Consider the following 24,141-nt stretch of genomic DNA (forward strand, 5'->3'; position numbering starts at 1 on the left):
TTTCAAAAAAAGAGGACTCCGTGAATGGAAGTCCTCTTTTGATAGGTGAAATTTACTTGTTGCTGGTTAAATCCAATAAGCGGTCTTTCAAGTCTTCTTCTAGATGACCCAATTCCACTTCGGCAGCACGACGCTTTTCTTTTCCTTCTTTTTGGATCCGTAATGTTTCTTGGATCGTTTCCACAAGGTCGTTTTGTGTTTTTTGCAAGGTTTCGATATCGACGATGCCGCGCTCGTTTTCTTTCGCTGTTTCAATAGCAGAAACTTTCAACATTTCTGAGTTTTTCTTCAATAGATCATTGGTGGTCTCAGAAACTTGGCGTTGTGCCGTAACTGCATCTTTTTGACGCAATAAAGTCAAGGCAATGACCACTTGGTTTTTCCATAGTGGGATCGCTGTATTGACAGAAGCTTGGATTTTTTCTGCTAACGCTTGGTTCGTGTTTTGGATCAGGCGAATTTGCGGTGCCTGTTGGATCGTGATTTGACGTGCCAAGCGCAAGTCATGAGTCCGTTTGTCTAAACGATCAAGAAATTGCGTGTAATCGTTGGCGATCTGTACGTCCATTTGATCATTCGTTTCTTCTGCTTTTTTCATGGCTTCAGGAATGATTTTGGTTTGCAATTCTTGCATCTTCAACTCGCCAGCGGCAATGTAGATGTTCAATGCATCAAAGTAATCTTTGTTCTTTTGATACAACTGTTCCAACATCATGTTGTCTTTTAGCAAACCGTCTTTTTCTTTATCCAATTTGACGGCGATCTTGTCGATTTGGGCACCGATTTTTTGGTATTTAGCGGTGATTTCAAAAATGGATTGTTTTACTTTACCAAACATTCGCTTGAATAAGTTGCCTTCCCCTGCACGCAGTTCGTCTGGATTGGCTTCTTGCAAGCGATACATCAACTCCGTTAATGAGTCGCCCACAGGGCCGATATCAGCTGCTTGGACATGGTTCAACATGGATTGGGAAAACTCTCCAAGTTTGGTTTGGGCAGCTGCACCATAGGTGATGACCGCTTGCTGGTCGGTCGCATCGATCTTGCTGGCTAATTCTTGGGCCTGTGCTTGACGCTCTGGCGGTAATTTATCAATCAAACGCGGTGCCGTTTGCTGTTCTTTCAGCTGACTGATTTCCGCTTGTTGAGTGGTGGTCAAAGTGTCGACAGGGGTTGAAAATGGGTTGTTCAATAAATCGTCAAGCGTATCCGTTACGGGTTTTACTTGATTTGGTGTTTCACTCATAATAACTCCTCCTAATAATTGTCTGCTTTCGAAAAAAATCTAGCCTGGGCTAGATTTTTTTTTTAGATTCTTTTCTTGTTGCCAATCAGAATCTATCCCTATTCATTATCTCGTTTTATGCTTTGTTTGGCAATGGATAACTCAACATCCATGTCATCAAGATCGTCTGCTACAAATTGGGAGTAGTCTTTGGCGATCAAGGAAGCCATTTGCTCGATGATTTGGGTGCTTTCCTCGATTTTATCATAGGTCTCACGACTTTTGATCTCATGGCTATTGATTTCAATGAACTTATCGGTCAAATCGACCATGTTGGGCAAGTGGGTATAAAGGAAATGACTTGCCAAAGGCAGTTTGGTCGGTTCTTTCACGAGTTCTTTGAAAAGAGCTTTTGAGGCACGCAAGGCATCGTGACGCAAGTCAATGGCTTTTAACTTGTTATTGCTAGTGATATTTTTTTGGTATTTATCGATTTGGTGTTTCGTCTGATTCATCGTTTCACGGAACAATTTGATCTCACGAGCAGTCATTCCGCTTTTCAAGTAATGGGCTTCTCGTTCTCTCGTTAAAGAAGGCAAAACTTGTGGATCGGCTGCTGGAACTTTACGCCCTCTAATACCGACGTAGACTAAAATCGCACCGACGATTAATAATAGGCTCGCAAATGAATCGCCTACTACGTTAAAAATAATACTGATGAGGACGATCGCACCAACGATCAGCCAGATGTTTTTTTTCATTTTTCCTCCTCCTAAAAATCTCTTGGACAAGTAGATTGGGTTATTCGACATCTTTATTTTAGCATGTTCACTAAAAGAAAAATATCAGACTTGGGGTGGATTTTCCGATTTTTAGTAAATTCATAAGCTTTCTTGCTATTTCTTAAGAAGATATTTTTTCTAAATTATGCTAAAGTGTTTGATAGATAAGACGTATGAGGAAAGTTAGGTGTCGATAGATGTTAGAATTTAAAGATTTTGAAGAAAAAACGATCCAACGGAATGAAATTTTCCATGGCAAGATCATTGATGTGGTCGTTGATGATGTCTCCTTGCCAAATGGCGGGACCAGTAAACGCGAACTAGTCTTTCATCCTGGTGGTGTTGCCGTGATCGCCTTGACAAGTGAGAACAAAATGCTGTTTGTTCGCCAATTCAGAAAACCGTTAGAGCGAGTGATTTTAGAGATACCAGCAGGAAAAATCGATCCAGGAGAAGGCGCTCGTCCAGATTTGACTGGCGCCCGGGAATTAGAAGAAGAGACCGGCTATCGTGCAAAAACGCTGGAGCACGTTTCTTCTATGTACCTTTCACCAGGCTTTGCTAATGAGCTCTTGCACGTCTATTATGCCAAAGAGCTGGAAAAAGTGACAAATCCCTTACCGCAAGACGAAGATGAAGTGCTGGAAGTCTATGAATTGACCTTAGAGCAAGCACAAGCCGCTATCGCTGATGGAACGATCTGTGATGCGAAGACCGTGTTTGCGATCCAATTTTGGGAGTTGCTGGAATTGAAACGGAGGAACGGACTTGCCTAAAGAACCATTGATCACCCGCAGTGAGCTTCGACGCAGACGCGAAGAAGAACAAGCGGCAGCTGAACGCAATCAGCAAATCGTAGAAAAGCAAAGCAAGAAAGAATGGAAACAAAAAGAAAAACAAATTGATAACCACTACCGAAAAGTGCGCAAGAAAAACAAAGAAATCACGAAGACCCGTGCCGGTGAGAACCAAAAATCTCGGGATCTGAACCGTTTTTTAATGAAAGCCATTGTGATCGTCACTTTATTGTTAGTCGTCGTCGGTTTGGCGATCTTTTTGTTGTGATTCTTCTAGTACTAAGAAAAAGCCGCCCCTGCATCTTCTGCAAGTGCGGCTTTTTTGTTATTCGGTCGGCTTTTTCAAAATAGCTAAAAACATGGCAGCTGGCTGATTCATGAACAAATGATCCGCTTCATGAAAAACGGTAAAGGAAGTGGCAGTAAACCCAGTCGTCTCTGCCAGTTGAGTCAATGCGGCAGGGTCAAACCCATTATGAATGAGCGGGTGAGACACGGCGGGATTTTTGAGAAAATCCACTAGATAAAAGGTTCCTCCTGGCTGTAGCAAGGCGTATAGTTTTTCCATCATAGCGGCTGTGTCAGGAATATGCAGCAAGACGAGGGATAGCAGCACCGCGTCTGCTTTTGCTTGTAAGGATTCTTGCAGCAGATCGTGGACAGTTGCAGAAGCATTGGCCAGCTGCAGTTGGTTGATTTTTTTTTCAGAAACCTCGATCATGTTAGGGGCAGTATCCCAGATGGCTAAGTGCTGGACATAAGCTGCTAAGGGCAGACTTACTAGGCCGGTACCGCCGCCGATATCGATCAGAGTTTGGTGCTGGTTGTCTTTAAAATAAGGTTCAAGGGTTTGGGTGACTAATTGTGCTAACGCGATCCGTTCAGGGGTATCGTATTTTGCTGCCATGGCGTTGAAAATTTCAGACATAAGTGCCTCCTTTTATAATGACAAAAAACTGTTCGTTTCGTCAAAACTAGTTTATCATGAAAGGAGAAAAACACGTCAGTAGATACGTGGGAATTTCTGTTGTTTTTCATTTTAAAGGGTGAAAAATAAACGAGAAGCAGGAGGCAAACACATGAAAATTGGTATTATTGGTGCAATGGAGGAAGAAATCAAGGCGTTGCGGGAACAGTTGATTTCACCGCTTTCTTGGGAACGCGGCGGCGCACTATTTATTTCAGGAAGTATCGGCAATCATGAAGTGATCGTCGTTCGTTCAGGTATCGGCAAAGTTCTGGCATCGATCACCACTAGTTTATTGATCCAACAATATGGGGTCAATATGGTGATCAATACTGGATCAGCTGGTGGGATCGGTGCCGGCTTACAAGTAGGGGATTTAGTGATTTCAGATAAAGTGGCCTATTTTGATGTCGATGTGACGGGCTTTGGTTATGAATATGGCCAGCTGCCTGGCGGGATGCCTTTGTATTATGAAGCCAGCCGCTATTTGATCAGTGAGATGACGAAAGCCGCAGAAGCGACTCATCATACCGTGAAAAAGGGACTGATCGTTACCGGTGACAGCTTCATTCATGACCCGCAAAAAGTACAGGAGATTTTAGGCCATTTTCCAGATGCCTTGGCTTGTGAGATGGAAGGCGCCGCGATCGCACAGACCGCGCAGCAATTCAATATTCCTTTCTTGATCGTGCGCGCGATCAGCGATACCGCCGACCACGCAGCAACCGTCTCTTTTGATGAGTTTATCTTAGAAGCTGGCAAGCGTTCCGCTGAAATGGTCTTGGCATTCGTTGAAACATTAAAGTAACTTAAAAAACAGGAGAGCCGATCCGTAAGAGGAGGAAGGAAGCATGAGAGCATTACTATCCATTGATTATACGTTTGATTTTGTTGCAGATGAGGGACGATTGACCACGGGTGCTGCTGGGCAAGCGATTGAAGCTGCCTTAGTGGCTCGGACGCAAGCCTTTATCGAAGCCGGTGAGTATGTCGTTTTTGCCATTGATCGTCATGAGGAAACAGACAACTATCATCCTGAAAACCGCTTGTTCCCACCCCACAATCTTGCGGGCAGTGCGGGGCGACATCTTTACGGCCGTTTAGCCCCGCTTTATGAAAACTATCAGGAAGCGCCAAATGTCTATTGGATCGACAAGCGTCATTACTCCGCCTTTAGCGGTACCGACTTGGACATCCGACTGCGGGAAAGAGGGATTACGGAATTGTACCTGACCGGCGTTTGTACCGACATCTGTGTCTTGCATACAGCAGTGGATGCCTATAATTTAGGCTACCAACTGGTGATCGATGCAGATACTGTTGCCAGCTTTGACGCGGTCGGACATGAATGGGCACTACGCCATTTTGAAAATACCCTGGGCGCGAAAATCATTTCTGCGAAGGAGGAAGCATAAATGGGATGGATGGATCAATTAAAAGCAAATTTCAGTTTCAGTGAACTGACTAGCCTTTATCAAGCGTATCAAAAAGGGGATCTTGATGTGAAGGCGTTGTTGAACAATGACTTCTTACAAAAGTATACGGATTTTCAGAACTTGGATGAGTTTATGGCTAAATTAGGCATCCAGAATGAAAATCAAATCTTCGACCTTCTAAAAGACCGCCCCAATCGACAAAAAGCCGATCAAGTCGTCAATGAGCATTCCCAATTTGATTCTGTGATCAGTATGATGAAAAAAGCTTTACAGAAATAAACAATTGGCGAAGAAAAAGAGCAAGCAGATTTTTCTGCTTGCTCTTTTGTTTACCAGATCTGCACACGATCTTCTGGTGCACGATACATAGGGTCACCAGGTTTGATATCAAAGGTTGTATAGAATTCATCGATATTTTGGACTTGGATATTGGCACGTAGTTTCGCTGGTCCGTGGACATCGATCGATAGTAAGAGCTGTTGGTATTGTTCTTTGGCTTTTGTACGCCAGATCTTCGCCCAATTGGTGAAGAAGTCTGCTAAAGAAACATCGCTTTCTTTTTGCGCTGCTTCTAGCGCACAGCTTAGTCCGCCTGCATCGGCGATGTTTTCAGAAACAGTCAACGTTCCATTTACGGTACCGCCGGCAAAGGGCAGGCCATCAAACTCGTCGATCATCGCTTGAGCTAAGCGTTCAAAGTGTGCCAAATCTTCTTCTGTCCACCAATTGTTTAAATTACCATATTCATCAAATTTTGCCCCGTTGTTGTCAAAGGCGTGGGAGATCTCATGAGCAATGACCGCGCCGATCCCCCCATAATTTGCGCTGGTGGATTGTTCCAAACTATAAAAAGGTGCTTGTAAGATTGCCGCTGGGAAAACGATCACGTTTTTAAATGGGTGATAGTAGGCATTCACGGTAGCGGCGGACATTTCCCATTCCTCGCGATCCACGGGCTGCTGCCATTTTTTGAAGGCATCTTCTCGGAACAAACGATTGAAATGCAGGGCATTTGCCAGCAGACTTTTCTCTTCATCGGTATGCAATTGGTCATAAATGGCAGGAACTTGATCAGGGTACCCGACATGGATGCCTAAACGATTCAATTTGATGATCGCTTTTTGGCGAGTTTCTTCACTTAACCACGTGTTGTTGCGCAAACGATCTTGGTAGACAGCAATCATTGTTTCCACCATGTGTTTGACGTCTTTTTTCGCCGTTTCCCCAAAGTACTTGCGTCCATAATAATCACCGATCACTTGACTAAAATGACCCATCGTTAAGTAATAAGCCGCTTTTTGTTGGGGAGGTGCTTCATCGATCCCTGATAAGTAGCGGCTGTAGGTTCCGCCTAACTGACGCAATTCTTCACTCAGATAGCTAGTATAGCGCAAGCTTTGGTTGACGATCATCCAGCCTTTCAAGAGTTCAAAATGGCTATCAGAAACAATAATGTCAAAGGCTTCAAAGTAAGCGGGTTCCGTTACGATCAGGTCTTCTGGTGTCCCTGGTAAAAGGGCCGTCAAGAGTTGTGTAAAATCGATCTTGCTGGCTTGCTTTGCAAATTCTTCCAAGGAGCGAGGATTGTAATTTTTGCTATAATCCGCACTTTCTTCCGCACTGCGGACGTGAGGGGCGATCAATTTATCAAAAGCGATCGCTTGCTCTACCAACGATTCCGCTTCTGCTTGGTCTTTTCCATAAGCAACTAAAACGTTGACGGCCATCTCAAAGTAGACTTGCAGCATTTCGCTTGCTTGGGGATTTTCTGTGTAATAAGTTTTATCCGGCAAAATAGTAGCAGGCGGATAGACCGACAAAGTATTCATTTGCGCGTTTTTCATGTCTGCATCGACATCTAGTTGGAAAGGCAAGGCAATGCCCTCTAAAACGAAACTAGCCAGTTGCTGATTCAATTCCTCGTAAGAAGGCAACGCTTCGATTTTTGCTAATAGTGCATATGCTTCAGTAGCGCCAGCTGCCTCTCGTTGGGCAAAATCGCTGGCTAAGCGGTAAAAAGCCACAGCATCCTTCATGCGGCCTTTTGGCGTAGCATGGGGATCGTGTGCCATATTTTCAAATTCTGCGATCATTAAGGAATCGATTCCGTCAACGAGATCTTGGAATCCACCCGTAGCGGGTTTATCTGCTGGAATAATAGCGGTCTCCAGCCACTCGCCATTTACATAGTCATAAAAATCATCTTTTAACAAGGTTGTCATGTCTTTCGCTCCTCTCGCTTTCTACTATTATGAAACAAAATCTGTAAGGACGCAAAGAAAAGTTTTCTAGACGAAAAAGGGTTTTGATCCAAGTAGGAGGAGAATCTAAGGTATAATAAGAAAAAAGGCAGGTGAACGAGATGGAACAAGTAGAGTGGAAAGGGATCGCCGAAGAGCGGTTTCGTCCGTATAAGCAGTGGGTCACTCCTTCAGGGTATTTATGCGGCACCTATGCGGCAGCCGTCTTTTTGGCCTACTATCAAGATTACATCGATGAAACGATCATCCCGAAAGCGTTTCGTAGAAAAAAACAGCGGGATCTGACAGTAGTGACGGAAATGCTGCGGGTGCTGATTCAGCCTCATGGGTTGCCGACGATCGCTTGGCAGGTCAGTCATGGATTGACTCGGTTTTTCGATCAATTCCAATTGCCTTACCGCGGACGTGCGACTGTTGTTGGCGGCTGGCATCGAGCGTGCAAACGAATCGATGAAGGCAAACCGGTGATCATCGGTATTTTGAAGCCTTTAGGAAGCACGTATGGCAATCATTGGGTCGTGGCTTACGCCTACGCTGAAACCGCCAGCGGAGAACGCTATTTTAAAGTTCATGACAACTGGGGCAACTACAAAAAAGTGATTCCCGCCAGTTGGGTAAACGGTACCGTCACACTTCCTTGAACGAGACGGTTAAAAAAACAGTCACTTTGTGCTAGAATAGAAGAAAACAACCACATTCATTGGAGGCAATCATGGGCGAAAGTTATAAAGATAGTTCGTTGAAAATTTTTAGTTTAAATGGAAATTTACCATTAGCAGAAAACATTGCGAAAGTTTTCGGTACAGAACTAGGGAAGTCAAAAGTGACACAGTTTAGTGATGGAGAGATTGCCATCAATATCGAAGAAAGTGTGCGGGGCGACCATATTTATATCATTCAATCGACGAATGAACCCGTCAATGATCACTATTTAGAGCTATTGATCATGATCGATGCGATGAAACGGGCTAGTGCGAAGACCATCAATGTCGTTTTGCCTTATTACGCATATGCACGGCAAGACCGAACCGCCAACCCGCATGAGCCGATCACTGCAAAATTGATTGCCAATATGCTGGTGGAAGCAGGGGCTTCTCGAATCTTGACGCTTGATTTGCATGCCGTCCAAGTTCAAGGATTTTTCGACATCCCAGTGGATAATCTCTTTACGATCCCATTGTTTGCCCATTACTATCGCGAACAAAAAATGACCGGTGACGACTATGTCGTAGTTTCACCAAAAAACAGCGGTGTCCAACGGACCCGTAGTTTGGCAGAATACTTAGATACAGCGATCGCGATCGTCGATCAAGATGAAGCCGATGGCGGCTATGTGATCGGTGATGTCGTTGGGAAAAAATGTATTTTGGTTGATGACATTTTAAATACCGGCCATACATTGGCAAAAGCGGCAGACTTGTTGAAGGAAGCTGGTGCCAGCGAAGTGTATGCTTGTGTCTCTCACGCCTTGCTTTCACCGCCTGCTAAAGAAATTTTGGATCAATCAGCGATTGAAAGTATTTGTGTCACCGATTCTTGCTGGACCAGCGAAGAACGCCATCCAGAAAAACTGCACTACATTTCTTGTGCCGAATTGATGGGGGAAGCCGTTCGCCGCATTCACGAAAATACACCAATGAGTCCATTGTTCCGCCTGGAAAGCAAAGAGTATAAATAAAAATATGAAAAGCACCCGCTATCCTTAGGGACAGCGGGTGCTTTTGCATGTAAGGGGAAGTGGATCAGACCCAGCGGATCAGTTCAACTGGTTGCGGTTTAAGACCGTTTCTCGTTTGATCAGCTTATGTGGTACAACCAGCTGTACGCCGTTTGAATCTTCGTGATTCAATTGCGCCATCAGCCGTTCGGTAGCGATTTTTCCTAAGGACAACACGTTGATATCGATACTAGTCAAATACGGATGGGTCAAAGTAGCAAAGATCGAATTGTTGAAACTGATGATGGATAAGTCGTCGGGGACTTTGTAGCCATACATCGTTGCTAATTGAATGATCCGCACAGCGAACAGATCATCGATCACGACGATGGCTGTTGCTTGGGATTCTTTGATCGTTTCTTCAAACGTGACGTAATCTTCCGCTTTTTCAAAGGTCAATGCTGGATAAAAGGGGAGATTTGCCAGCATCATGGCTTTTTGGTAGCCGAAGAAACGCTCGAAATACAGGTTTTCATGGGTCGTATTGGTAGCAAATAATATCTTCGTATGCCCTTGGGCGATCAGATGCTCAGTTGCTTGCTTGCCTAACAACTGGTTGTCATTATCGACAAAAACGATTTTGTCTTCATTGCTGTATGGTTGACCAATCAAGGTAAAAGGGACTTCTTTTTCGACCAGATAGTCGATGATGGGGTCTTTTTCATCGGAATAGACCAAGATAAAGCCATCTACTTGTTTTTGCAGGTGCATCCGTTCCACGTTTTTTAGTAATGTAGCAAAGTCACGGGCGGAGGCAACGGCAACCGTCATTTGATGATGGCGGGCCTCTTCATTGATGGCTTCGATCGTTTCTAAATAAAAGGGGTTTCCTAGTCGTTCTTTCGAATCAAGAGGCGGCAAGATCACGCCAATGGCACTGGATATCTGTTTGCCGAGATTTCGAGCCGCAAGATTGGGGACATAGCCCATTTCTGCCATTACTTTGCGCACTTTCTTCTTGGTATCTTCAGAAATGCTGGGATGATCGTTTACGACACGAGAAACCGTGGATGTAGCGACGCCAGCCTTTTTGGCGACATCTTTGACCGTAATGCTCACTGATTTCCCTCCTTTTTTAGCTTATAGTATCACAAAGTGTCGGCACAAGGGTAGAGCCAATCAAAAGAAAGAAGAAATGCAGACATTTCTTCTTTCAGAAGGCTTGTTTAGTTGATCGCTGTACTGATTTCGTCTTCTAAAACATAATCTTTGCCATACAACTTGATTGGCAATGCCTCACCGCTGATTTTCTTCAATGTCACCGTCGAGTCATTGACGGAAACAAAGAGCAGACGTCTACGATAGTTGATGTGGAAGGCGTAGCGGCTCCAAGTTTTAGGTAAGAATGGCGCAAACCCTAAGTGATCGTGATCAGTTTTCATTTGAGCAAAACCTTGAACGATCGCTAACCAGCTGCCGGTCATAGAAGTGATGTGCAAGCCATCATCGGTATCATTGTTGTAATTGTCCAAATCAAGACGAGCAGTCCGCTCATACATTTCCAACGCTTTTTCTTCCATGCCTAATTCCGCTGCTAAAATCGCATGGATACTTGGAGAAAGGGAAGATTCATGCACTGTCATCGGCTCATAGAAATCAAAGTTCCGTTGTTTTTCTTCTTTGCTGAATTGATCGCCGAAGAAGTAGATACCTTGCAAAACATCGGCTTGTTTGATAAAGCAAGAGCGCAAGATATGATCCCACGACCAATTTTGGTTCAACGGCAAATGTTTTGGATCAAGATCGGAAACGGGCATCAAGTCTTTGTCTAAGAAGGTATCATGCTGGACGAACACACCAAGCTCTTGGTCTTCTGGGAAGTACATATTGTCGATGATGTCTTGCCATTTGGCTTGTTCTTCGTCAGAGATCGTGACAGTCGCTTCGTCTTTGAAGGTTTCATAGCTGGCTAAGGTATAAGCTAAGACCCAAGTAGCCATTTTATTGGTGTACCAGTTGTTATTGATGTTGTTTTCGTATTCGTTTGGTCCTGTAACGCCATGGATCATGTATTTTTGCTGGCGTTTTGAATAGTGGACACGATCTGCCCAGAAACGTGAAATCGCGCTTAACACTTCTAATCCTTCTTTTTTCAGGTAACTTGTATCGCCAGTATAATTCGTATAGTTGTAGATGGCATAAGCGATGGCACCATTTCGGTGGATTTCTTCGAAAGTGATCTCCCACTCATTGTGGCATTCGATCCCAGTGAAGGTCACCATTGGGTAAAGGGCACCTGCTAAGCCTTGTTTTTGCGCATTGATATGGGCTTGCGGCAATTGGTTGTGACGGTATTTCAACAAGTTACGGGTCACTTCTGGTTTTGCTAATGCCAAATACAATGGAACTGCATAGGCTTCGGTATCCCAGTAAGTCGCACCGCCATATTTTTCACCAGTAAAGCCTTTCGGTCCAATGTTCAAGCGCTCGTCTTCGCCATAATAGGTTGAAAACAATTGGAACAGGTTGAAACGAATTCCTTGTTGCGCCGCAGCATCGCCTTCAATGATCACATCGGCTAAATCCCAGCGGGCTTTCCAAGCAGCGACTTGTTCTGCACGCAATGCATCGTAATCTGCTTTGTATAAAGTGCCTAATTCGGTGACTTTTGCTGGATGATCATGAGCGGGAACATCACGACTCGTAACGATCAAGACTTCTTTGATCAATGAGAAGGTGTCACCGGCTGTTCCAGAAAAGGCAAAGGTATCAGCAACGCAAAGCTCGCTTTTCACGGAATCGATCGGTGTTTGGCTATGACGCATAGCAGAAGTGACAGTAAAGCGTTCAATGTCAAAATTATTTTCTACGGTCCGAGTGGTCAAGTAATGGAAGGTTTCGGTTTGACCATGAGCCAATTCTTCCCAGAAACGTTCGTCGTAGTTGCTGTCTTCGTTATGGACATTGTTATCTAGTTTAGAAACGACTTTGATCTCAGCGTCGCCTTCAATGATCTCAGCGTCCATCTTAATGAGGGCAAGTTCACGTTTTACGATGCTCAAGAAGCGTTCAAAAGAGAATTTTACGGTGGCGCCTGCCAAAGTGACAGTAAAGTTGCGGCGTAAAATCCCGGTTTCCATGTCTAGTTCTAAACGGAAATCACTTGGGCTGATTTTTGCTAAGTCGACTAATTGGTCATTGACAAATAGGTCCATTGCAATAAAGTTGACCGCGTTGATCACTTTGCCAAAATAGTCAGGGTAGCCGTTTTTCCACCAGCCGACACGGGTTTTGTCTGGGTACCAGACACCAGCGATATAAGTACCTAAGTGATGATCGCCGCTGTATTGTTCTTCAAAGTTGCCGCGCATTCCCATGTAGCCATTGCCGATACTTGTTAGCGACTCTTGCAGTCGACGATTTTCTTTATCTAAGGTAGATGTCGCGATTTTCCATGGATCGATCTCGAACAATCGTTGGATTTTTTTCATGAAAGTCCCTCCAGAATCTTTTTGATATCTCTATCATAAGAGCAAACGATTGCATCGTCAAGTGAAAGTTGTTGCGTTTAAAGAATTTCCTGTTAGGAAACATCGAGAAAGAGAGATCCAGTTATATAAAGGTGAAAAAGCGAATAGAATCCCTTTTGATATTTCTGGGTTTACAAAATCTTTTTTCTCCGTTAGAATGAAATCATTAAGAAACCGATTGCGTAAATCGATTCAGGGAAGGAAGAAGGAAGATGAAAAAATTATTGAGCTTCGAATTTTGGCAAAAATTCGGAAAAGCGCTAATGGTGGTTGTCGCTGTTATGCCAGCTGCTGGTTTGATGATCAGTATTGGGAAAACGATCCCAATGATCAATGCCGACTGGGCATTTTTGATCACTACAGGAGGCGTCATTGAAAACATTGGTTGGGCAATTATTGGTAACCTGCATTTATTATTTGCATTAGCTATTGGTGGTAGTTGGGCTAAAGAGCGAGCTGGTGGGGCATTTGCTGCTGGGATCGCCTTTATTTTGATCAATCGGATCACTGGTTCGATCTTTGGCGTGACGAGCGCGATGTTAACCGAAGAAGGCGCCTTTACCCATACGTTATTTGGGACGAAGATCATGATCGACGGCTTCTTTACTAGTGTATTAGAAGCACCTGCTTTGAACATGGGTGTCTTTGTTGGGATCATCGCCGGTTTTGTGGGAGCAACAGCTTACAACAAATACTATAATTTCCGCAAATTACCGGATGCGCTTTCCTTCTTTAACGGCAAACGCTTCGTACCTTTCGTAGTGATCGCCCGTTCAGTAGTCGTCGCATTAGTGTTATCGATCGTTTGGCCCTACATTCAGGCAGGCATCAACAACTTCGGTTTATGGATCGCGCAATCACAAGAAAGTGCGCCCGTTTTAGCACCGTTCTTGTTTGGAACCTTGGAGCGGCTGCTCTTACCATTCGGGCTGCATCACATGTTGACGATCCCGATCAATTACACCGAATTAGGTGGAACTTACACGATTCTTTCTGGCGCACAAGCCGGCACCCAAGTCTTTGGACAAGACCCATTATGGCTTGCTTGGGCAACGGATCTAGTGAACATGCGCAATGCTGGCGATACGTCACAATATCAATTTTTATTGGAAAACTTTGTTCCTGCCCGCTTTAAAGTTGGACAAATGATTGGTTCATCTGGGATCTTGATGGGCTTGTCTTATGCCATGTATCGCAATGTCGATGCGGACAAACGGCACAAATATACCTCTATGTATTTATCAGCTGCCATCGCTGTCTTCTTGACAGGGGTAACGGAACCGTTGGAGTTCATGTTTATGTTTGCTGCCGTACCGCTTTACATCGTTTATGCAGTCGTACAAGGGGCTGCGTTTGCGATGGCGGACATCGTCAACTTACGGGTCCACTCTTTTGGGAATATCGAGTTGTTGACCCGTACCCCAATGGCGATCAATGCCGGCTTAGGACAAGATTTGATCAACTTTGTGTTAGTGACCATCGTCTTTGGTGTTGGGATGTATTTCTTGGCCAACTTCTTGATCAAAAAATTCAACTTTGCAACACCAGGTAGAAACGGCAACTACGAAACAGAAGGAGCCAGCGATGCGCCAGCAACAGCTTCGGCGGATGGCAATTTGAACCCAGATTCGCAAGTCGTGAAAATCATTCATTTATTAGGCGGACGTGAAAATATCGCCGACGTTGATGCATGTATGACCCGTTTACGGGTCTCTGTGAAAAATCGAGAAGCGGTCGGCGATGAAAAAGCATGGAAAGCCGCAGGGGCTTTAGGCTTGATCGTAAAAGACAACGGTGTGCAAGCAGTCTATGGACCGAAAGCAGATGTCTTAAAATCAGACATTCAAGATATCTTAGATTCTGGTGTCACGATTCCCGAACCGACGGCTAGTCAAGCACCAGTAGAAACCACTACCCACCAAAGCCAAGGCGTGACAGCTGAACTAGCTGCCGTTGCCACTGGAGAAGTGATGCCGATCACCTCTGTCAAAGACCAAGTGTTTGCGGAAAAAATGATGGGTGACGGTTATGGCGTGCGCCCAGAGCAGACGATAGTTGTCGCACCAATCAGCGGGAAAGTCACCAACATCTTCCCAACGAAACATGCGATTGGCTTGCTTTCTGATGAAGGCATCGAAGTATTGGTTCACATGGGCTTAGATACCGTTGACTTAAACGGTGCCCCCTTTACGGTAGCTGTCACTGAAGGACAACAAGTGGCGGTGGGTGACAAGTTAGCGGAGATGGATCTCGCTGCAGTAAGTGCTGCTGGCAAAGACACCACCATCGTTGTAGTGTTGACCAACAGCGATCAAATCGATTCCTTTGAATTGACCCAAATCGGCAAGCAACAAGCAGCCGCAGTTGTTGGAATCGTAAAACTATAATAAAATGACAAGCGGGTCGACTCTTTTGTTGACCCGCTCTCTTTTATTTTTTAAAGGAATCGTACAAGCAAACCGAGAGAAGGAGCCTTATTCATGAAGGTATTAACATTGAACACCCATAGCTGGTTAGAAGAAAATCAGCTCGAAAAATGCAAGATGATCGCACAAGAGATTGCAACAGGAGACTATGACATCATCGCCTTGCAAGAAGTCAACCAAACGATCGCTGCTCAAACCATCGTTCCTGATGGGCTATATTGCCCCACAGATACGCTGGTGGAAATCAAGGAGGACAATTTTGCTTTACGCCTAGTGGAAGAACTGCAACTGTTAGACTGTGATTACTACTGGTCATGGACCTACAGTCACGTAGGCTATGACATTTACCACGAAGGCAATGCCTTATTGTCCAAACAGCCCATCATTGCCAAAGAATACCTTGCTTCACAAGCCACGGATGTCTGGGATCATACCACACGCAAAAACCTGAGCGGCGTGACTGAAGCCGATGGACAGATCGTACAAGTCGTTAGCTGTCATTTTTCTTGGTGGCAAGACGGTAAATTTGCCTACGAGTGGCAACAGACAGAAGCATTTTTAGCAGAACGGGCAGATACCTTATTGATCCTAGGAGATTTCAACAACGATGCGACCAGTTCTGGTCATCAACTCGTCCTTGACAGCTCCTTACAGCTGCAAGACAGCTTTTTAACGGCTGCCGAAACGATCGGTGAAGCCTCTGTCGTTAAAGCCATTGATGGTTGGCAAGACAATCGAGAAGCATTGCGGATCGATTATGTTTTTGCATCCAATGACCTGCAAGCAACGGAATACGAAGTCGTTTTTGACGGAACGCGTACTCCGATCGTCAGCGATCACTTTGGAATCAAAGTGGTTTTTGCTTCAAAAACAGAGCCAAACTAGCAGAAGCGACAGCAAAAAAGCAGTGCCAATCGGCACTGCTTTTCTTTTTGGGGAAGTTAAATCGCTGATCGAACAAGGAGGAAAAAGAATAAACTCAATAAAAGAATGAATGCTAATGCCCCATAGGTAAAACTCTTTTCGCCCCAGGTTGCGTTTTCCTCCTGACTTGAAAGACTTCTTCTTGTAAAAAAGACGAGTCCTGCGCCGATGACATTCGCTGTCAGCAACTGTTGAAAGAAGATCAGGAATAAATACTGACCCAAAAGGCCTTTTTTACTCATGGAAAACCGTTGAATAAAGTACAGGCAAGCCCCTTGCAGCAAAAGGAGACTACTTAACAAGACCCCTAAAGCGGCTAACGGTTGTGAGCTGAGGTACTGGGCAAAGGTCATCCCATGGTTGAAGGCAGTCAAGGAAAGATAAAGATAGTAAGCACCGGCGATCAAAAGCCAATAACTCAGTAAAATCAATGGAAACGCCCATTTTCGTTTAGTCATGGTTGCCCTCCTGTAAAGTGAATAGTCCGTAGGAACGGATCAAATAATCAATCAAGCAGCTTAGTCCAATCAAAGACTGGCTAGGGATTTTCTTGCGACCGATTTGAAAAAAATCGCAATAATAGGTCAGGTGAAACGTTGAATGGCGAGCAAAATAATTATCTCCTGGTGCACTCAATGTCAAAACGGGAATCTGACGAATCGCAAAAGTCGTCAGATTCTCTTTGACGTTTTCTGTTTCGCCGCTCAGTGAGGCGATGATCACACAATCTTCGGCAGTGATCATCGGCATGACCATATCAAATTCCGTTTTGTTCGGCAATACGATCACTCGTTTTTCCATAGAAAGCATCATTTTGGAAAACTCCTCCAGTGCTTTCTTTTGGGAAAACCCAGTTGGGTAGCAGTAGATAGTTTTGCTGCGGTCAAACAAGCGGTTGAGGGCAGCTAAGTCTACCGTTTTTAAATAGTTGAGGGTGGCGAAAATATCCTCTTGTTGCTTTTCAAAAATCGTTTTTTGTTGCGAAATCGTTGTTGCCTGTTCTTGCTGATGCCGTAGAAAATATTTGAACTCGGAATAGCCAGAAAAACCAAGTTTTTTCGTCAACCGTAAAATAGAAGACTTGGAGACGTGAACCTGCTCGGATAGCTCGACGATCCCCATAGATAGAACGGTGTCGCCGTTGGAAAGAATGTAGTTTAGAATGCCACGATCAAGTTCACTTAACTCTGATTGGTGCTGTTGAATCAAATACTGTAATTTCACAAAAACCCCTCCTTATTGATTAAGTATAGCTGAAAAGCCAGGAGGGGAGGCGAAGAACGCTGGCTAGTGTAATTCTGGCCAAAAGGCTTGATTTGCTTCAATCAATTCATCGAGTAATTCTTTGGCTACACGGGCATTTGGGACCACTTTTGAAAGAATCAGTGCTTGCCATAATTTCTGGTAAGAACCCTCTGTCCAAGCCTCCACGACTAATTTTTCTACGGCGACTTGTTGCTCCATCAATCCTTTTTGGAAGCGAGGGATCTTGCCTTGTGTGATTGGTTCTGCCCCGTTACTGCCGACGATACAAGGTACTTCCACCATTGCCTGCTCATCAAAGTTGACGATCGCTCCTTCGTTAGGCACGATCAACAGCATCCGTTCTTGCGTGTTATAAGCGATCGCTCGTGCAAGGTCAACGATGTAGCTGGCGTGTTCATCCACTTCAAGCGTGGTGTCAGTCGCTGTCTGGTTTTCTACGATGCGTTGGCATTCACCAAAGACGTGTTTTTCGCGGCCAGCCATGACTTCATTTGCCCGTGTAAAAGATGGGTTGGTGTGCGCCACTTCATCTTGAGGGAAAAAGTAATATTTCAAGTAGGTATTTGGCAAAGTGGATGGATCAACTTCGTATACTTCTTTTGCTTTGGCAAAGGTGTGCATCCAGCTGGCATCAGCATGTTGGCTCGCTTCGATTTCTTCTGGCAATGAATAGCCGTATTTTGCCACATGCGCCTGGATCTGCGGCAGCAAATCATTGCCAGCTTTGTCTCGTATATCTGTCCACCAGCCAAAGTGATTCAAGCCATAATAGCGAACCACCAACTCTTTGCGAGAAGCTAAACCGATCGCTTGCGCCATCCGTTCTTCGATTCCCACTGGCATATCACAAATATTAATGATCTTGGCATCAGGGCGCAATTTACGAGTCGCTTCTGCGACAATCGCTGCAGGATTGGAATAATTCAACATCCACGCATCAGGGGAATATTTTTCCATATAATCGACTAACTCCAATACACCGCCGATAGAACGCATCCCATAAGCGATCCCGCCAGGACCACAAGTTTCTTGGCCGACCACACCATATTTCAAAGGGATTTTTTCATCCTTTTCGCGCATCGCATACAAGCCAACTCGGATATGCGCCATCACAAAATCGACATCCTGAAATGCGGTTTCGGGATCAGTGGTTGCTAAAAAGCTGATTTCTGGTGCGCGTTCTTTCAATAAAATCTCGCAAGCTTGTGCAACTTTTTCTTGTCGTTCTTCCAAATTGTCGTAAAACTTGATTTGGCGAATCGGGAAACGATCCAAGTGTTCCAAAAGCATCAAGACGATTCCTGGGGTAAAGGTACTGCCGCCTCCGGCGATCACGATTGAAAATTTTTTCATTTTTGTTTCCTCCTTAGTCTGATACAGCTAATAATTTTTCGAATTGTTCTCTCACTTGTGGCACATCCAGACCAACGATCACTTGGAAGGCGTTGCCGTTGCGAACAACACCATGGGCACCAGCGCCTTTAAAGATGTCATCTGGCAGCACTTGGTCTTGATCTTTGACGGTGATTCTTAGGCGAGTGGCACAATTAGTGACTTTATCAATGTTGTCGCGACCGCCAAACCCTTCTAAGTAGACTGCGGCTTGTTCGGTGTAGCGATTGGCACCAGCAATCACTGGCGTTCCAGTGTTGGCTTGTTTTTCTTTGTAATCTTTTTTGGTGTATAGTTTGACTTCGCTATTGTTTTCTTCCCGTCCTGGTGTGGCTAACTTAAATTTGAGGATCAAGAAGCGGAAAACAAGGAAATAAAGGGCAGTAAAGGCTAACCCGATCACCAGCTGCGTGAAGATCATACTGCGATGATTTTGAAATAGCGGAATCCAGACCTTCGCCAACAGATCGATCAAGCCGCCCCCCATATCTCCAACGACCCCGAAGGCAAACATCGTTGCCGCCATGGTCGCTGCTAAAACAGCGTGCACCGCAAAGAGGGGTGGTGAGATAAAGAGGAAGGTGAATTCCAATGGCTCAGTGATACCAGCTAAAACGGCAGTTAAAGTGGCAGGGATCAAAATCGCTAAGACCTTCTTTTTGTTCTCAGGCTTGGCTGTGAAATAAAAAGCAGCAGCGATCCCTGGTGCAGCAAAGATCTTAGAATTGCCATGTAAAGCAAAGCCCCCTTCAGGGAAAAGCTCTTTCAATGGTCTGGTGGATTGGGCAAATTCTTGTAAATGTGCCATCCAGTATTTGGAGATTCCTTCTTCGACGACAGCGGGACCAAAAACAAAGGGGGTATACACGAAATGATGGAGACCTGTGGGAATCAATATTCGCTCTAAGAAAGTATAGAGCCAGACCCCAAAGACCCCAGCACTTGCTAGAAACCCTTGCATGGACCCAATGCCAGCTTGGACTTTCGGCCAAATCAATGCGATCAAGAAAGCAACTGGCAGCATTAAAAAGAAACCGAGGATCACGACAAAGGAAGAGCCTTGGAAGATTCCGAGAAAATCAGGCAGCTTCGTATCGAAAAACTTGTTGTGAAGATAGACGACGATCGCCGAAATAAAAATTGCTCCGATAATACCAGTATCTAATGTTTTGATGCCAGCGATCATTTTCAAACCACTCTAACCGCCGGGATCAGCTGCAAAGTTGACACCGAAGAAGCTACCAAAGTACTCGATCATGCCAGAAATAAAATAATTACAAGTAATATAGACGACAAAGGCTTCCATTGCCGCTCGCGCATTGGCTTTTTTTGCGAGACCGATCGGTAATCCAATGACAAATAATAATTCCATTTGGTTGAAGACCGTCCACGCTCCGTTTTCAATGATCGTCCAAATGTTGTACCAAGTAGAGCCTTCAGTGGCGATGCTCCCCACAAGCATCGGATTTTTAAAGATAATACACAGCGCGACCATGATCCCTGAAAAGGAAAACAAGAGGACCGGGGTAAACATCGCACCGCCAAACCGCTGAACTTTTTCCATCATAATTTCTTAACATCTCCTTTCAATTTTTACTACAACCTCAGTATAGAAAAGAAAGATAGCGGTTACAATAAAGCGAGGCAGCATAGGAACGTAGAAGCAAACAAAGAGAAAAAGTGGCAACTGCGGGGAAATTTCCCATAAAAAAACAAACCTGCGAAAAACAGGTTTGTTTGCTCCGTACGTGTATTTAAATTTCGACGTTGCCATAACGATTGGCAAGGGCGGTGCGGATCAAGCGCTCTGCCAAATGCTCATTTCTTGCAAGGAGCGGTCCGTGGAAGTAAGAGCCGAACACATTGCGGTAAACCACGCCTTCGGTTTGGTCTTCGCCATTATTTCCTTGTCCTTGGATGACTTTCCCCAATGGTTTTTCCCCTTTACCTAAAAAAGTACGGCCATTATGGTTTTCAAAGCCATAATAGGTCTCATCGAATTCTTCATTGTGGATCACGATGTCACCGATGAATCGGTTGTTTTCTTGGCTTAAGGTGTAATGATCCAAGGCGCCGATCCCATTGATTTTCTCACCGTTGGCACCGATGTAGTAATGACCCAGCAATTGATAGCCGCCGCAGATCGCCAGCATGACGCCATCATTTTCGATATAGCTGGTCAGGGCTTCTTTTTTTGATTGGATATCTTGTGAAACGATCACTTGTTCAAAATCTTGTCCGCCACCGAAGAAGACGAGATCATATTTTTCAGGATCGAAGGGCTCGTGAATGCTGACGACCTCTGCGTTGAAGGTCACGCCTAGTTTTTCGGCCACGTAGCGCAGCATCAAGAGATTGCCGTTGTCGCCATAAGTATTCAAAAGATTTCCATACAAGTGGGCAACATTCAGTTGATACTTAGTCACGACTCATTCCTCCTTTGATATAGCCTTTTTCCGCAAGCTTTTTGCGTAGCTGCAAGACTGCAGTGTAAGTCGCTAAAATATAGACTTTTTCTGTTGGTAAGTCTGCGATTTGCTTGATGACGTCATCAAGTTCAGGGGTTTCAATGATTTTTTCTTCAGGGATCCCCGCAACTTTTAGCCGCAACGCCATATCTTTGTGACGATCACCACCAGCGATCACTTGAGGAATCCCCATATCGGCAAACGCTTCATGGTCGCCATCCCAAATCCAGCTGACGTCGATCCCATCTGCGTAGTTGGCATTCAACAAGCTGACTAGCGAGAAAGGATAGGGCGACAGGCCGATCATATCGATGACTTGGTTCAAACCAACAGGGTTTTTAACTAAGACTAACGTACATTCTTTGTCCCCAATGCGGATCACTTCTTGGCGACCAAAGACTTTTTCGTCATAGGCCAAACCAGATTTGATTTTTGCAGGTGCTACGCCATAATATTCCGCAACCGCAGTTGCCGCCAGCGCATTGTAGACATTGTACATCCCACCAACTTCGATGCGATAGTCGTTGCCATCGATCACAAAGTCAGCAGAGGTGTTGTCCATTGCGGTCATTTCCGTCAGTTTATAATCCAATTCTGGTCGATGGAAGCCGCAATTTGGGCAGTAGTATTTTCCAAGATTGGCATAGGTGATCATTTTATAGTGTAAAATGTGATGACACTCAGGACACAACACGCCATCCGTATTGTAATGGGCCATCTGCTCTTCATCTGGCAAATGATCAAATCCATAGTATTTCCGCGGATTGACAGTTGCTACCGAATTGAACAGTGGCGAATCCCCATTGCAGAGGATCGTAGCTTCTGGTGAGTTTGCGGCACCTTCAACGATCATTTTATAGGTCGTATAGATCTCGCCATAACGGTCCATTTGATCGCGGAAAATATTGGTGAAAACGAATAATTCCGGTTTGATGTACTTCGTTACTTTGCTGAGACTGGCTTCATCGATTTCTAAAACCGCGAATTTTTTGCCTTTTTTAGGGCGTGCCGATAGAAAGGTTGAAACGATCCCTTGGACCATATTGGCGCCGGTGGGGTTCGTCAATACTTCATCAAATTCTTGGCGCAAAATATTGACAGTCAAGGCAGTCGTCAATGTTTTGCCGTTGGTGCCTGTGATCACGACGACTTGGTAATCTTTCGCCAAATGATCTAATATATGTGGATCAACTTTTAATGCTAATTTACCAGGCAGGCTTGAGCCGCCTTTGAAAAAGTTCTTTAATACCCATTGAGAGGTCTTACCGACTGAAACAGCCAGATGACTTCGTATTCCCATAATGTAACCCTCCATTAGAGCGAATGCTTTCATTGTGCAAATTCAATTTATCATACCATATACCAAGAAAAAGGTTAAATTGCTTTTGCGATTCTTTAAATTTCTGCAAAGACCATTCTGATAAATGGCTCTTTTACTTGCGATGATCAAAGGCTTGAAAAGCAAAACAGCAAACCTGGCAGAAGGTTTGCTGCTGCTTTAACCGATAATGATTTTTTCCGTTGGGTACTCGTAGCCTAAGTCACGTGTTTCTTTTGGTACGAATAACATCAAGGTGTACAGCATACCGACACGGCCGATAAACATCAAAAGAGCAATCACGAGTTTGCCGATGGTTGATAAATCGCCCGTGATTCCTAAAGAAAGCCCTGTGGTTCCAAATGCCGAGGAAACTTCAACAATAATGGCGATCAAAGGGATATCCTCGATGGCGGTCAAGAATAAGACACAAAAGAAGCACATGCCCATCGAAAGCATGAAGACCACCACTGATTTGCGGACGTCATCTTGATCGATCCGGCGACCGAAGATATTGATATTGTCCTCACTTTTCAAGAAGGCATAGAGGTACAGCCCAATGATGGCAATGGTCGTCGTCCGAATCCCCCCGCCAACAGAGCTGGGACTACAACCAATAAACATCAGCAAGGAGAAAACGATCAACGTCGTGGTTTGAAAGTTGCCTAAGTCATGGATCTGTAGGCCAGCATTCCGCGTTGTCATGGAATAAAACATGCTGTTCATCCACATACCGCTAAAGCTGTAATCTTTGAACAAATAATCTTTCTCAAGGAAAAAGATCGCTAATGTACCGCCGACAAAGAGGATCACGAAAGCCAAAACAGCAATTTTTGTGAATAAAGAAAAGCGAAACGGCAAGCGGCGGCGTTGTTTTTTCGTTTTAAAAAGGACCCATTCCCGAAAGTCCATGATCACTGGAAATCCGATCCCCCCGATAAAAATCAAAATCATGATACACGTCAGGAAGAAATAATCATGGGAAAACGGCAAGATGGAATTGCCCGTCACATCAAACCCTGAGTTGGTCACAGCAGAGATCGCTTGATAAAACCCATAAAAGATCGCATCTCGCCAATTGTCATAATAGCCGTAAAGATGAAAATAAACAGCGAAGATCGTGCCTGCTACCACCTGACAAAGCAAGATGATTGTAAACGTCGTTCGAATCATCCGAACGATCCCACTAAGCTTTGGCTGATTCATATCCGTCATGATCAACTGGCGCTGCTTTAAACTGATTTTGCGCCGTGAGACGATCGCAAAAAAGGTCGAGATCATCATGATCCCTAAACCGCCGACTTGAAAGAGGACTTCCAATAAGATGACCCCGTGGTCGTTAAACACGTCATTGATCGGAAAAGTAGTCAGCCCAGTGACACTGACCGTGCTGACCGCCATAAAGAACAGATCGATAAACGCGACATGAGAGCCGGGTTCTCGAAAGAAGGGGAGTGAAAAAAGCCCCAAAGAGACCACCGTCATCACGATATAATAAAAAACAATCACTTGGATTGAAGACACGTTCTGGGAAATAAACGTCTTGCTCCTGCGCTGCGTCAAGCGGGCAAAGCGGGTAAAGTTCATTACAAAAAACCCCTCACTAAATAAACTATCCCCAGTATACCAAAGAACCAAGTAGATTTGAAAGAAAGCAGGATAGAATTCATGAGCAGCAGAAATTGTGTAAGG

The 24,141-nt window shown here is 44.6% G+C and carries 21 protein-coding genes and 1 pseudogene; 9 read left to right on the plus strand and 13 right to left on the minus strand.

The window, feature by feature from the left end; translation table 11 throughout:
• Positions 1 to 52: 52 nt before the first annotated feature.
• Both IGJ05_RS15260 and IGJ05_RS15265 read right to left on the minus strand, forming a co-directional pair.
• On the minus strand, positions 53 to 1,246 hold the full coding sequence (locus IGJ05_RS15260; RefSeq protein WP_005227814.1) for a toxic anion resistance protein: 1,194 nt from the start codon (positions 1,244 to 1,246) through the stop codon (positions 53 to 55).
• Between the two features lie 98 nt (positions 1,247 to 1,344).
• On the minus strand, positions 1,345 to 1,986 hold the full coding sequence (locus tag IGJ05_RS15265) for a 5-bromo-4-chloroindolyl phosphate hydrolysis family protein (RefSeq protein ID WP_266166507.1): 642 nt from the start codon (positions 1,984 to 1,986) through the stop codon (positions 1,345 to 1,347).
• A 218-nt stretch (positions 1,987 to 2,204) separates the two neighbouring features.
• On the opposite strand from IGJ05_RS15265, the gene IGJ05_RS15270 reads away from it, so the two are divergent.
• Positions 2,205 to 2,783 (plus strand): NUDIX hydrolase, encoded by a 579-nt coding sequence (locus IGJ05_RS15270; RefSeq protein WP_005227818.1) that lies wholly within the window; start codon positions 2,205 to 2,207, stop codon positions 2,781 to 2,783.
• Positions 2,776 to 3,072 carry a cell wall synthase accessory phosphoprotein MacP gene (gene macP, locus IGJ05_RS15275; RefSeq protein ID WP_005227820.1) on the plus strand — a complete coding sequence of 99 codons (297 nt, stop codon included), beginning with the start codon at positions 2,776 to 2,778 and terminating at the stop codon, positions 3,070 to 3,072. The genes IGJ05_RS15270 and macP overlap by 8 nt, the downstream gene beginning before the upstream one ends.
• A gap of 57 nt (positions 3,073 to 3,129) precedes the next feature.
• Here the strand turns inward: macP and IGJ05_RS15280 are convergent, their stop codons facing one another.
• Positions 3,130 to 3,732 (minus strand): class I SAM-dependent methyltransferase, encoded by a 603-nt coding sequence (locus IGJ05_RS15280; protein ID WP_225001276.1) that lies wholly within the window; start codon positions 3,730 to 3,732, stop codon positions 3,130 to 3,132.
• A gap of 151 nt (positions 3,733 to 3,883) precedes the next feature.
• Here IGJ05_RS15280 and IGJ05_RS15285 point away from each other — a divergent pair, with 151 nt between their 5' ends.
• The 3 genes from IGJ05_RS15285 to IGJ05_RS15295 are packed head-to-tail and all read left to right on the plus strand — an operon-like array spanning position 3,884 to position 5,486.
• Positions 3,884 to 4,579, plus strand: a complete 696-nt coding sequence (locus IGJ05_RS15285) for a 5'-methylthioadenosine/adenosylhomocysteine nucleosidase (protein ID WP_005227823.1) — start codon at positions 3,884 to 3,886, stop codon at positions 4,577 to 4,579.
• Between the two features lie 43 nt (positions 4,580 to 4,622).
• On the plus strand, positions 4,623 to 5,186 hold the full coding sequence (locus IGJ05_RS15290) for a cysteine hydrolase family protein (RefSeq protein ID WP_074934050.1): 564 nt from the start codon (positions 4,623 to 4,625) through the stop codon (positions 5,184 to 5,186).
• Positions 5,187 to 5,486 (plus strand): hypothetical protein, encoded by a 300-nt coding sequence (locus IGJ05_RS15295; protein WP_225001278.1) that lies wholly within the window; start codon positions 5,187 to 5,189, stop codon positions 5,484 to 5,486. It abuts the gene before it with no gap.
• A 50-nt stretch (positions 5,487 to 5,536) separates the two neighbouring features.
• Here IGJ05_RS15295 and IGJ05_RS15300 read toward each other — a convergent pair whose 3' ends face one another.
• Positions 5,537 to 7,429, minus strand: coding sequence for a M13 family metallopeptidase (locus IGJ05_RS15300; RefSeq protein WP_225001279.1), 1,893 nt, complete (start codon positions 7,427 to 7,429; stop codon positions 5,537 to 5,539).
• Between the two features lie 140 nt (positions 7,430 to 7,569).
• Between IGJ05_RS15300 and IGJ05_RS15305 the strand changes: the two genes are divergently transcribed.
• Together IGJ05_RS15305 and IGJ05_RS15310 are read left to right on the plus strand one after the other, a co-directional pair.
• Positions 7,570 to 8,109 (plus strand): C39 family peptidase, encoded by a 540-nt coding sequence (locus IGJ05_RS15305; protein ID WP_005233534.1) that lies wholly within the window; start codon positions 7,570 to 7,572, stop codon positions 8,107 to 8,109.
• 71 nt (positions 8,110 to 8,180) lie between these two features.
• Positions 8,181 to 9,146, plus strand: a complete 966-nt coding sequence (locus IGJ05_RS15310) for a ribose-phosphate diphosphokinase (RefSeq protein WP_010749060.1) — start codon at positions 8,181 to 8,183, stop codon at positions 9,144 to 9,146.
• Positions 9,147 to 9,224: 78 nt separating this feature from the next.
• On the opposite strand, the gene IGJ05_RS15315 is transcribed toward IGJ05_RS15310, so the two are convergent.
• Entirely contained in the window at positions 9,225 to 10,244 is a 1,020-nt protein-coding gene (locus IGJ05_RS15315; RefSeq protein ID WP_005227844.1) for a LacI family DNA-binding transcriptional regulator, read from the minus strand.
• A gap of 107 nt (positions 10,245 to 10,351) precedes the next feature.
• A complete protein-coding gene (locus tag IGJ05_RS15320) occupies positions 10,352 to 12,616 on the minus strand; it encodes a glycoside hydrolase family 65 protein (RefSeq protein WP_438725340.1) in 2,265 nt (754 codons plus the stop codon).
• Between the two features lie 251 nt (positions 12,617 to 12,867).
• Here IGJ05_RS15320 and IGJ05_RS15325 point away from each other — a divergent pair, with 251 nt between their 5' ends.
• The gene (locus IGJ05_RS15325) at positions 12,868 to 15,042 is read left to right on the plus strand and encodes a PTS transporter subunit IIBC (protein WP_074536166.1); all 2,175 of its coding nucleotides are present in this window, start codon (positions 12,868 to 12,870) and stop codon (positions 15,040 to 15,042) included.
• Between the two features lie 93 nt (positions 15,043 to 15,135).
• Positions 15,136 to 15,966: an endonuclease/exonuclease/phosphatase family protein gene (locus IGJ05_RS15330; protein ID WP_225001282.1), complete on the plus strand. Its 831-nt coding sequence runs from the start codon at positions 15,136 to 15,138 to the stop codon at positions 15,964 to 15,966.
• A gap of 56 nt (positions 15,967 to 16,022) precedes the next feature.
• Here the strand turns inward: IGJ05_RS15330 and IGJ05_RS15335 are convergent, their stop codons facing one another.
• From IGJ05_RS15335 to IGJ05_RS15365, 7 genes and pseudogenes are all read right to left on the minus strand, one after another.
• On the minus strand, positions 16,023 to 16,463 hold the full coding sequence (locus IGJ05_RS15335) for a hypothetical protein (RefSeq protein WP_005227852.1): 441 nt from the start codon (positions 16,461 to 16,463) through the stop codon (positions 16,023 to 16,025).
• Positions 16,456 to 17,229, minus strand: coding sequence for a MurR/RpiR family transcriptional regulator (locus IGJ05_RS15340; RefSeq protein WP_005227853.1), 774 nt, complete (start codon positions 17,227 to 17,229; stop codon positions 16,456 to 16,458). The genes IGJ05_RS15335 and IGJ05_RS15340 overlap by 8 nt, the downstream gene beginning before the upstream one ends.
• 63 nt (positions 17,230 to 17,292) lie before the next feature.
• Positions 17,293 to 18,624 (minus strand): 6-phospho-alpha-glucosidase, encoded by a 1,332-nt coding sequence (locus IGJ05_RS15345; RefSeq protein ID WP_266166508.1) that lies wholly within the window; start codon positions 18,622 to 18,624, stop codon positions 17,293 to 17,295.
• Positions 18,625 to 18,637: 13 nt separating this feature from the next.
• Positions 18,638 to 20,230: pseudogene (locus IGJ05_RS15350) on the minus strand (alpha-glucoside-specific PTS transporter subunit IIBC).
• A gap of 187 nt (positions 20,231 to 20,417) precedes the next feature.
• Positions 20,418 to 21,089, minus strand: a complete 672-nt coding sequence (locus IGJ05_RS15355) for a type 1 glutamine amidotransferase (protein ID WP_005227859.1) — start codon at positions 21,087 to 21,089, stop codon at positions 20,418 to 20,420.
• The gene (locus IGJ05_RS15360) at positions 21,082 to 22,431 is read right to left on the minus strand and encodes a Mur ligase family protein (protein WP_005227862.1); all 1,350 of its coding nucleotides are present in this window, start codon (positions 22,429 to 22,431) and stop codon (positions 21,082 to 21,084) included. Before IGJ05_RS15360 ends, IGJ05_RS15355 begins: the two co-directional genes overlap by 8 nt.
• Positions 22,432 to 22,629: 198 nt before the next feature.
• Positions 22,630 to 24,087 (minus strand): TrkH family potassium uptake protein, encoded by a 1,458-nt coding sequence (locus IGJ05_RS15365; protein WP_225001286.1) that lies wholly within the window; start codon positions 24,085 to 24,087, stop codon positions 22,630 to 22,632.
• Between the last annotated feature and the right edge of the window lie 54 nt (positions 24,088 to 24,141).

This window comes from Enterococcus sp. AZ167 (assembly GCF_051714025.1).
GTDB lineage: Bacteria > Bacillota > Bacilli > Lactobacillales > Enterococcaceae > Enterococcus_D > Enterococcus_D casseliflavus.

Coding starts and splice junctions, on each gene's coding strand:
- IGJ05_RS15335 (WP_005227852.1), bottom strand. CDS start 16,463: ATGACTAAACGAAAATGGGCGTTTCCATTGATTTTACTGAGTTATTGG.
- IGJ05_RS15290 (WP_074934050.1), top strand. CDS start 4,623: ATGAGAGCATTACTATCCATTGATTATACGTTTGATTTTGTTGCAGAT.
- IGJ05_RS15345 (WP_266166508.1), bottom strand. CDS start 18,624: ATGAAAAAATTTTCAATCGTGATCGCCGGAGGCGGCAGTACCTTTACC.
- IGJ05_RS15260 (WP_005227814.1), bottom strand. CDS start 1,246: ATGAGTGAAACACCAAATCAAGTAAAACCCGTAACGGATACGCTTGAC.
- IGJ05_RS15280 (WP_225001276.1), bottom strand. CDS start 3,732: ATGTCTGAAATTTTCAACGCCATGGCAGCAAAATACGATACCCCTGAA.
- IGJ05_RS15325 (WP_074536166.1), top strand. CDS start 12,868: ATGAAAAAATTATTGAGCTTCGAATTTTGGCAAAAATTCGGAAAAGCG.
- IGJ05_RS15295 (WP_225001278.1), top strand. CDS start 5,187: ATGGGATGGATGGATCAATTAAAAGCAAATTTCAGTTTCAGTGAACTG.
- IGJ05_RS15265 (WP_266166507.1), bottom strand. CDS start 1,986: ATGAAAAAAAACATCTGGCTGATCGTTGGTGCGATCGTCCTCATCAGT.
- IGJ05_RS15310 (WP_010749060.1), top strand. CDS start 8,181: ATGGGCGAAAGTTATAAAGATAGTTCGTTGAAAATTTTTAGTTTAAAT.
- IGJ05_RS15270 (WP_005227818.1), top strand. CDS start 2,205: ATGTTAGAATTTAAAGATTTTGAAGAAAAAACGATCCAACGGAATGAA.
- IGJ05_RS15285 (WP_005227823.1), top strand. CDS start 3,884: ATGAAAATTGGTATTATTGGTGCAATGGAGGAAGAAATCAAGGCGTTG.
- IGJ05_RS15305 (WP_005233534.1), top strand. CDS start 7,570: ATGGAACAAGTAGAGTGGAAAGGGATCGCCGAAGAGCGGTTTCGTCCG.
- IGJ05_RS15300 (WP_225001279.1), bottom strand. CDS start 7,429: ATGACAACCTTGTTAAAAGATGATTTTTATGACTATGTAAATGGCGAG.
- IGJ05_RS15360 (WP_005227862.1), bottom strand. CDS start 22,431: ATGGGAATACGAAGTCATCTGGCTGTTTCAGTCGGTAAGACCTCTCAA.
- IGJ05_RS15320 (WP_438725340.1), bottom strand. CDS start 12,616: ATGAAAAAAATCCAACGATTGTTCGAGATCGATCCATGGAAAATCGCG.
- IGJ05_RS15330 (WP_225001282.1), top strand. CDS start 15,136: ATGAAGGTATTAACATTGAACACCCATAGCTGGTTAGAAGAAAATCAG.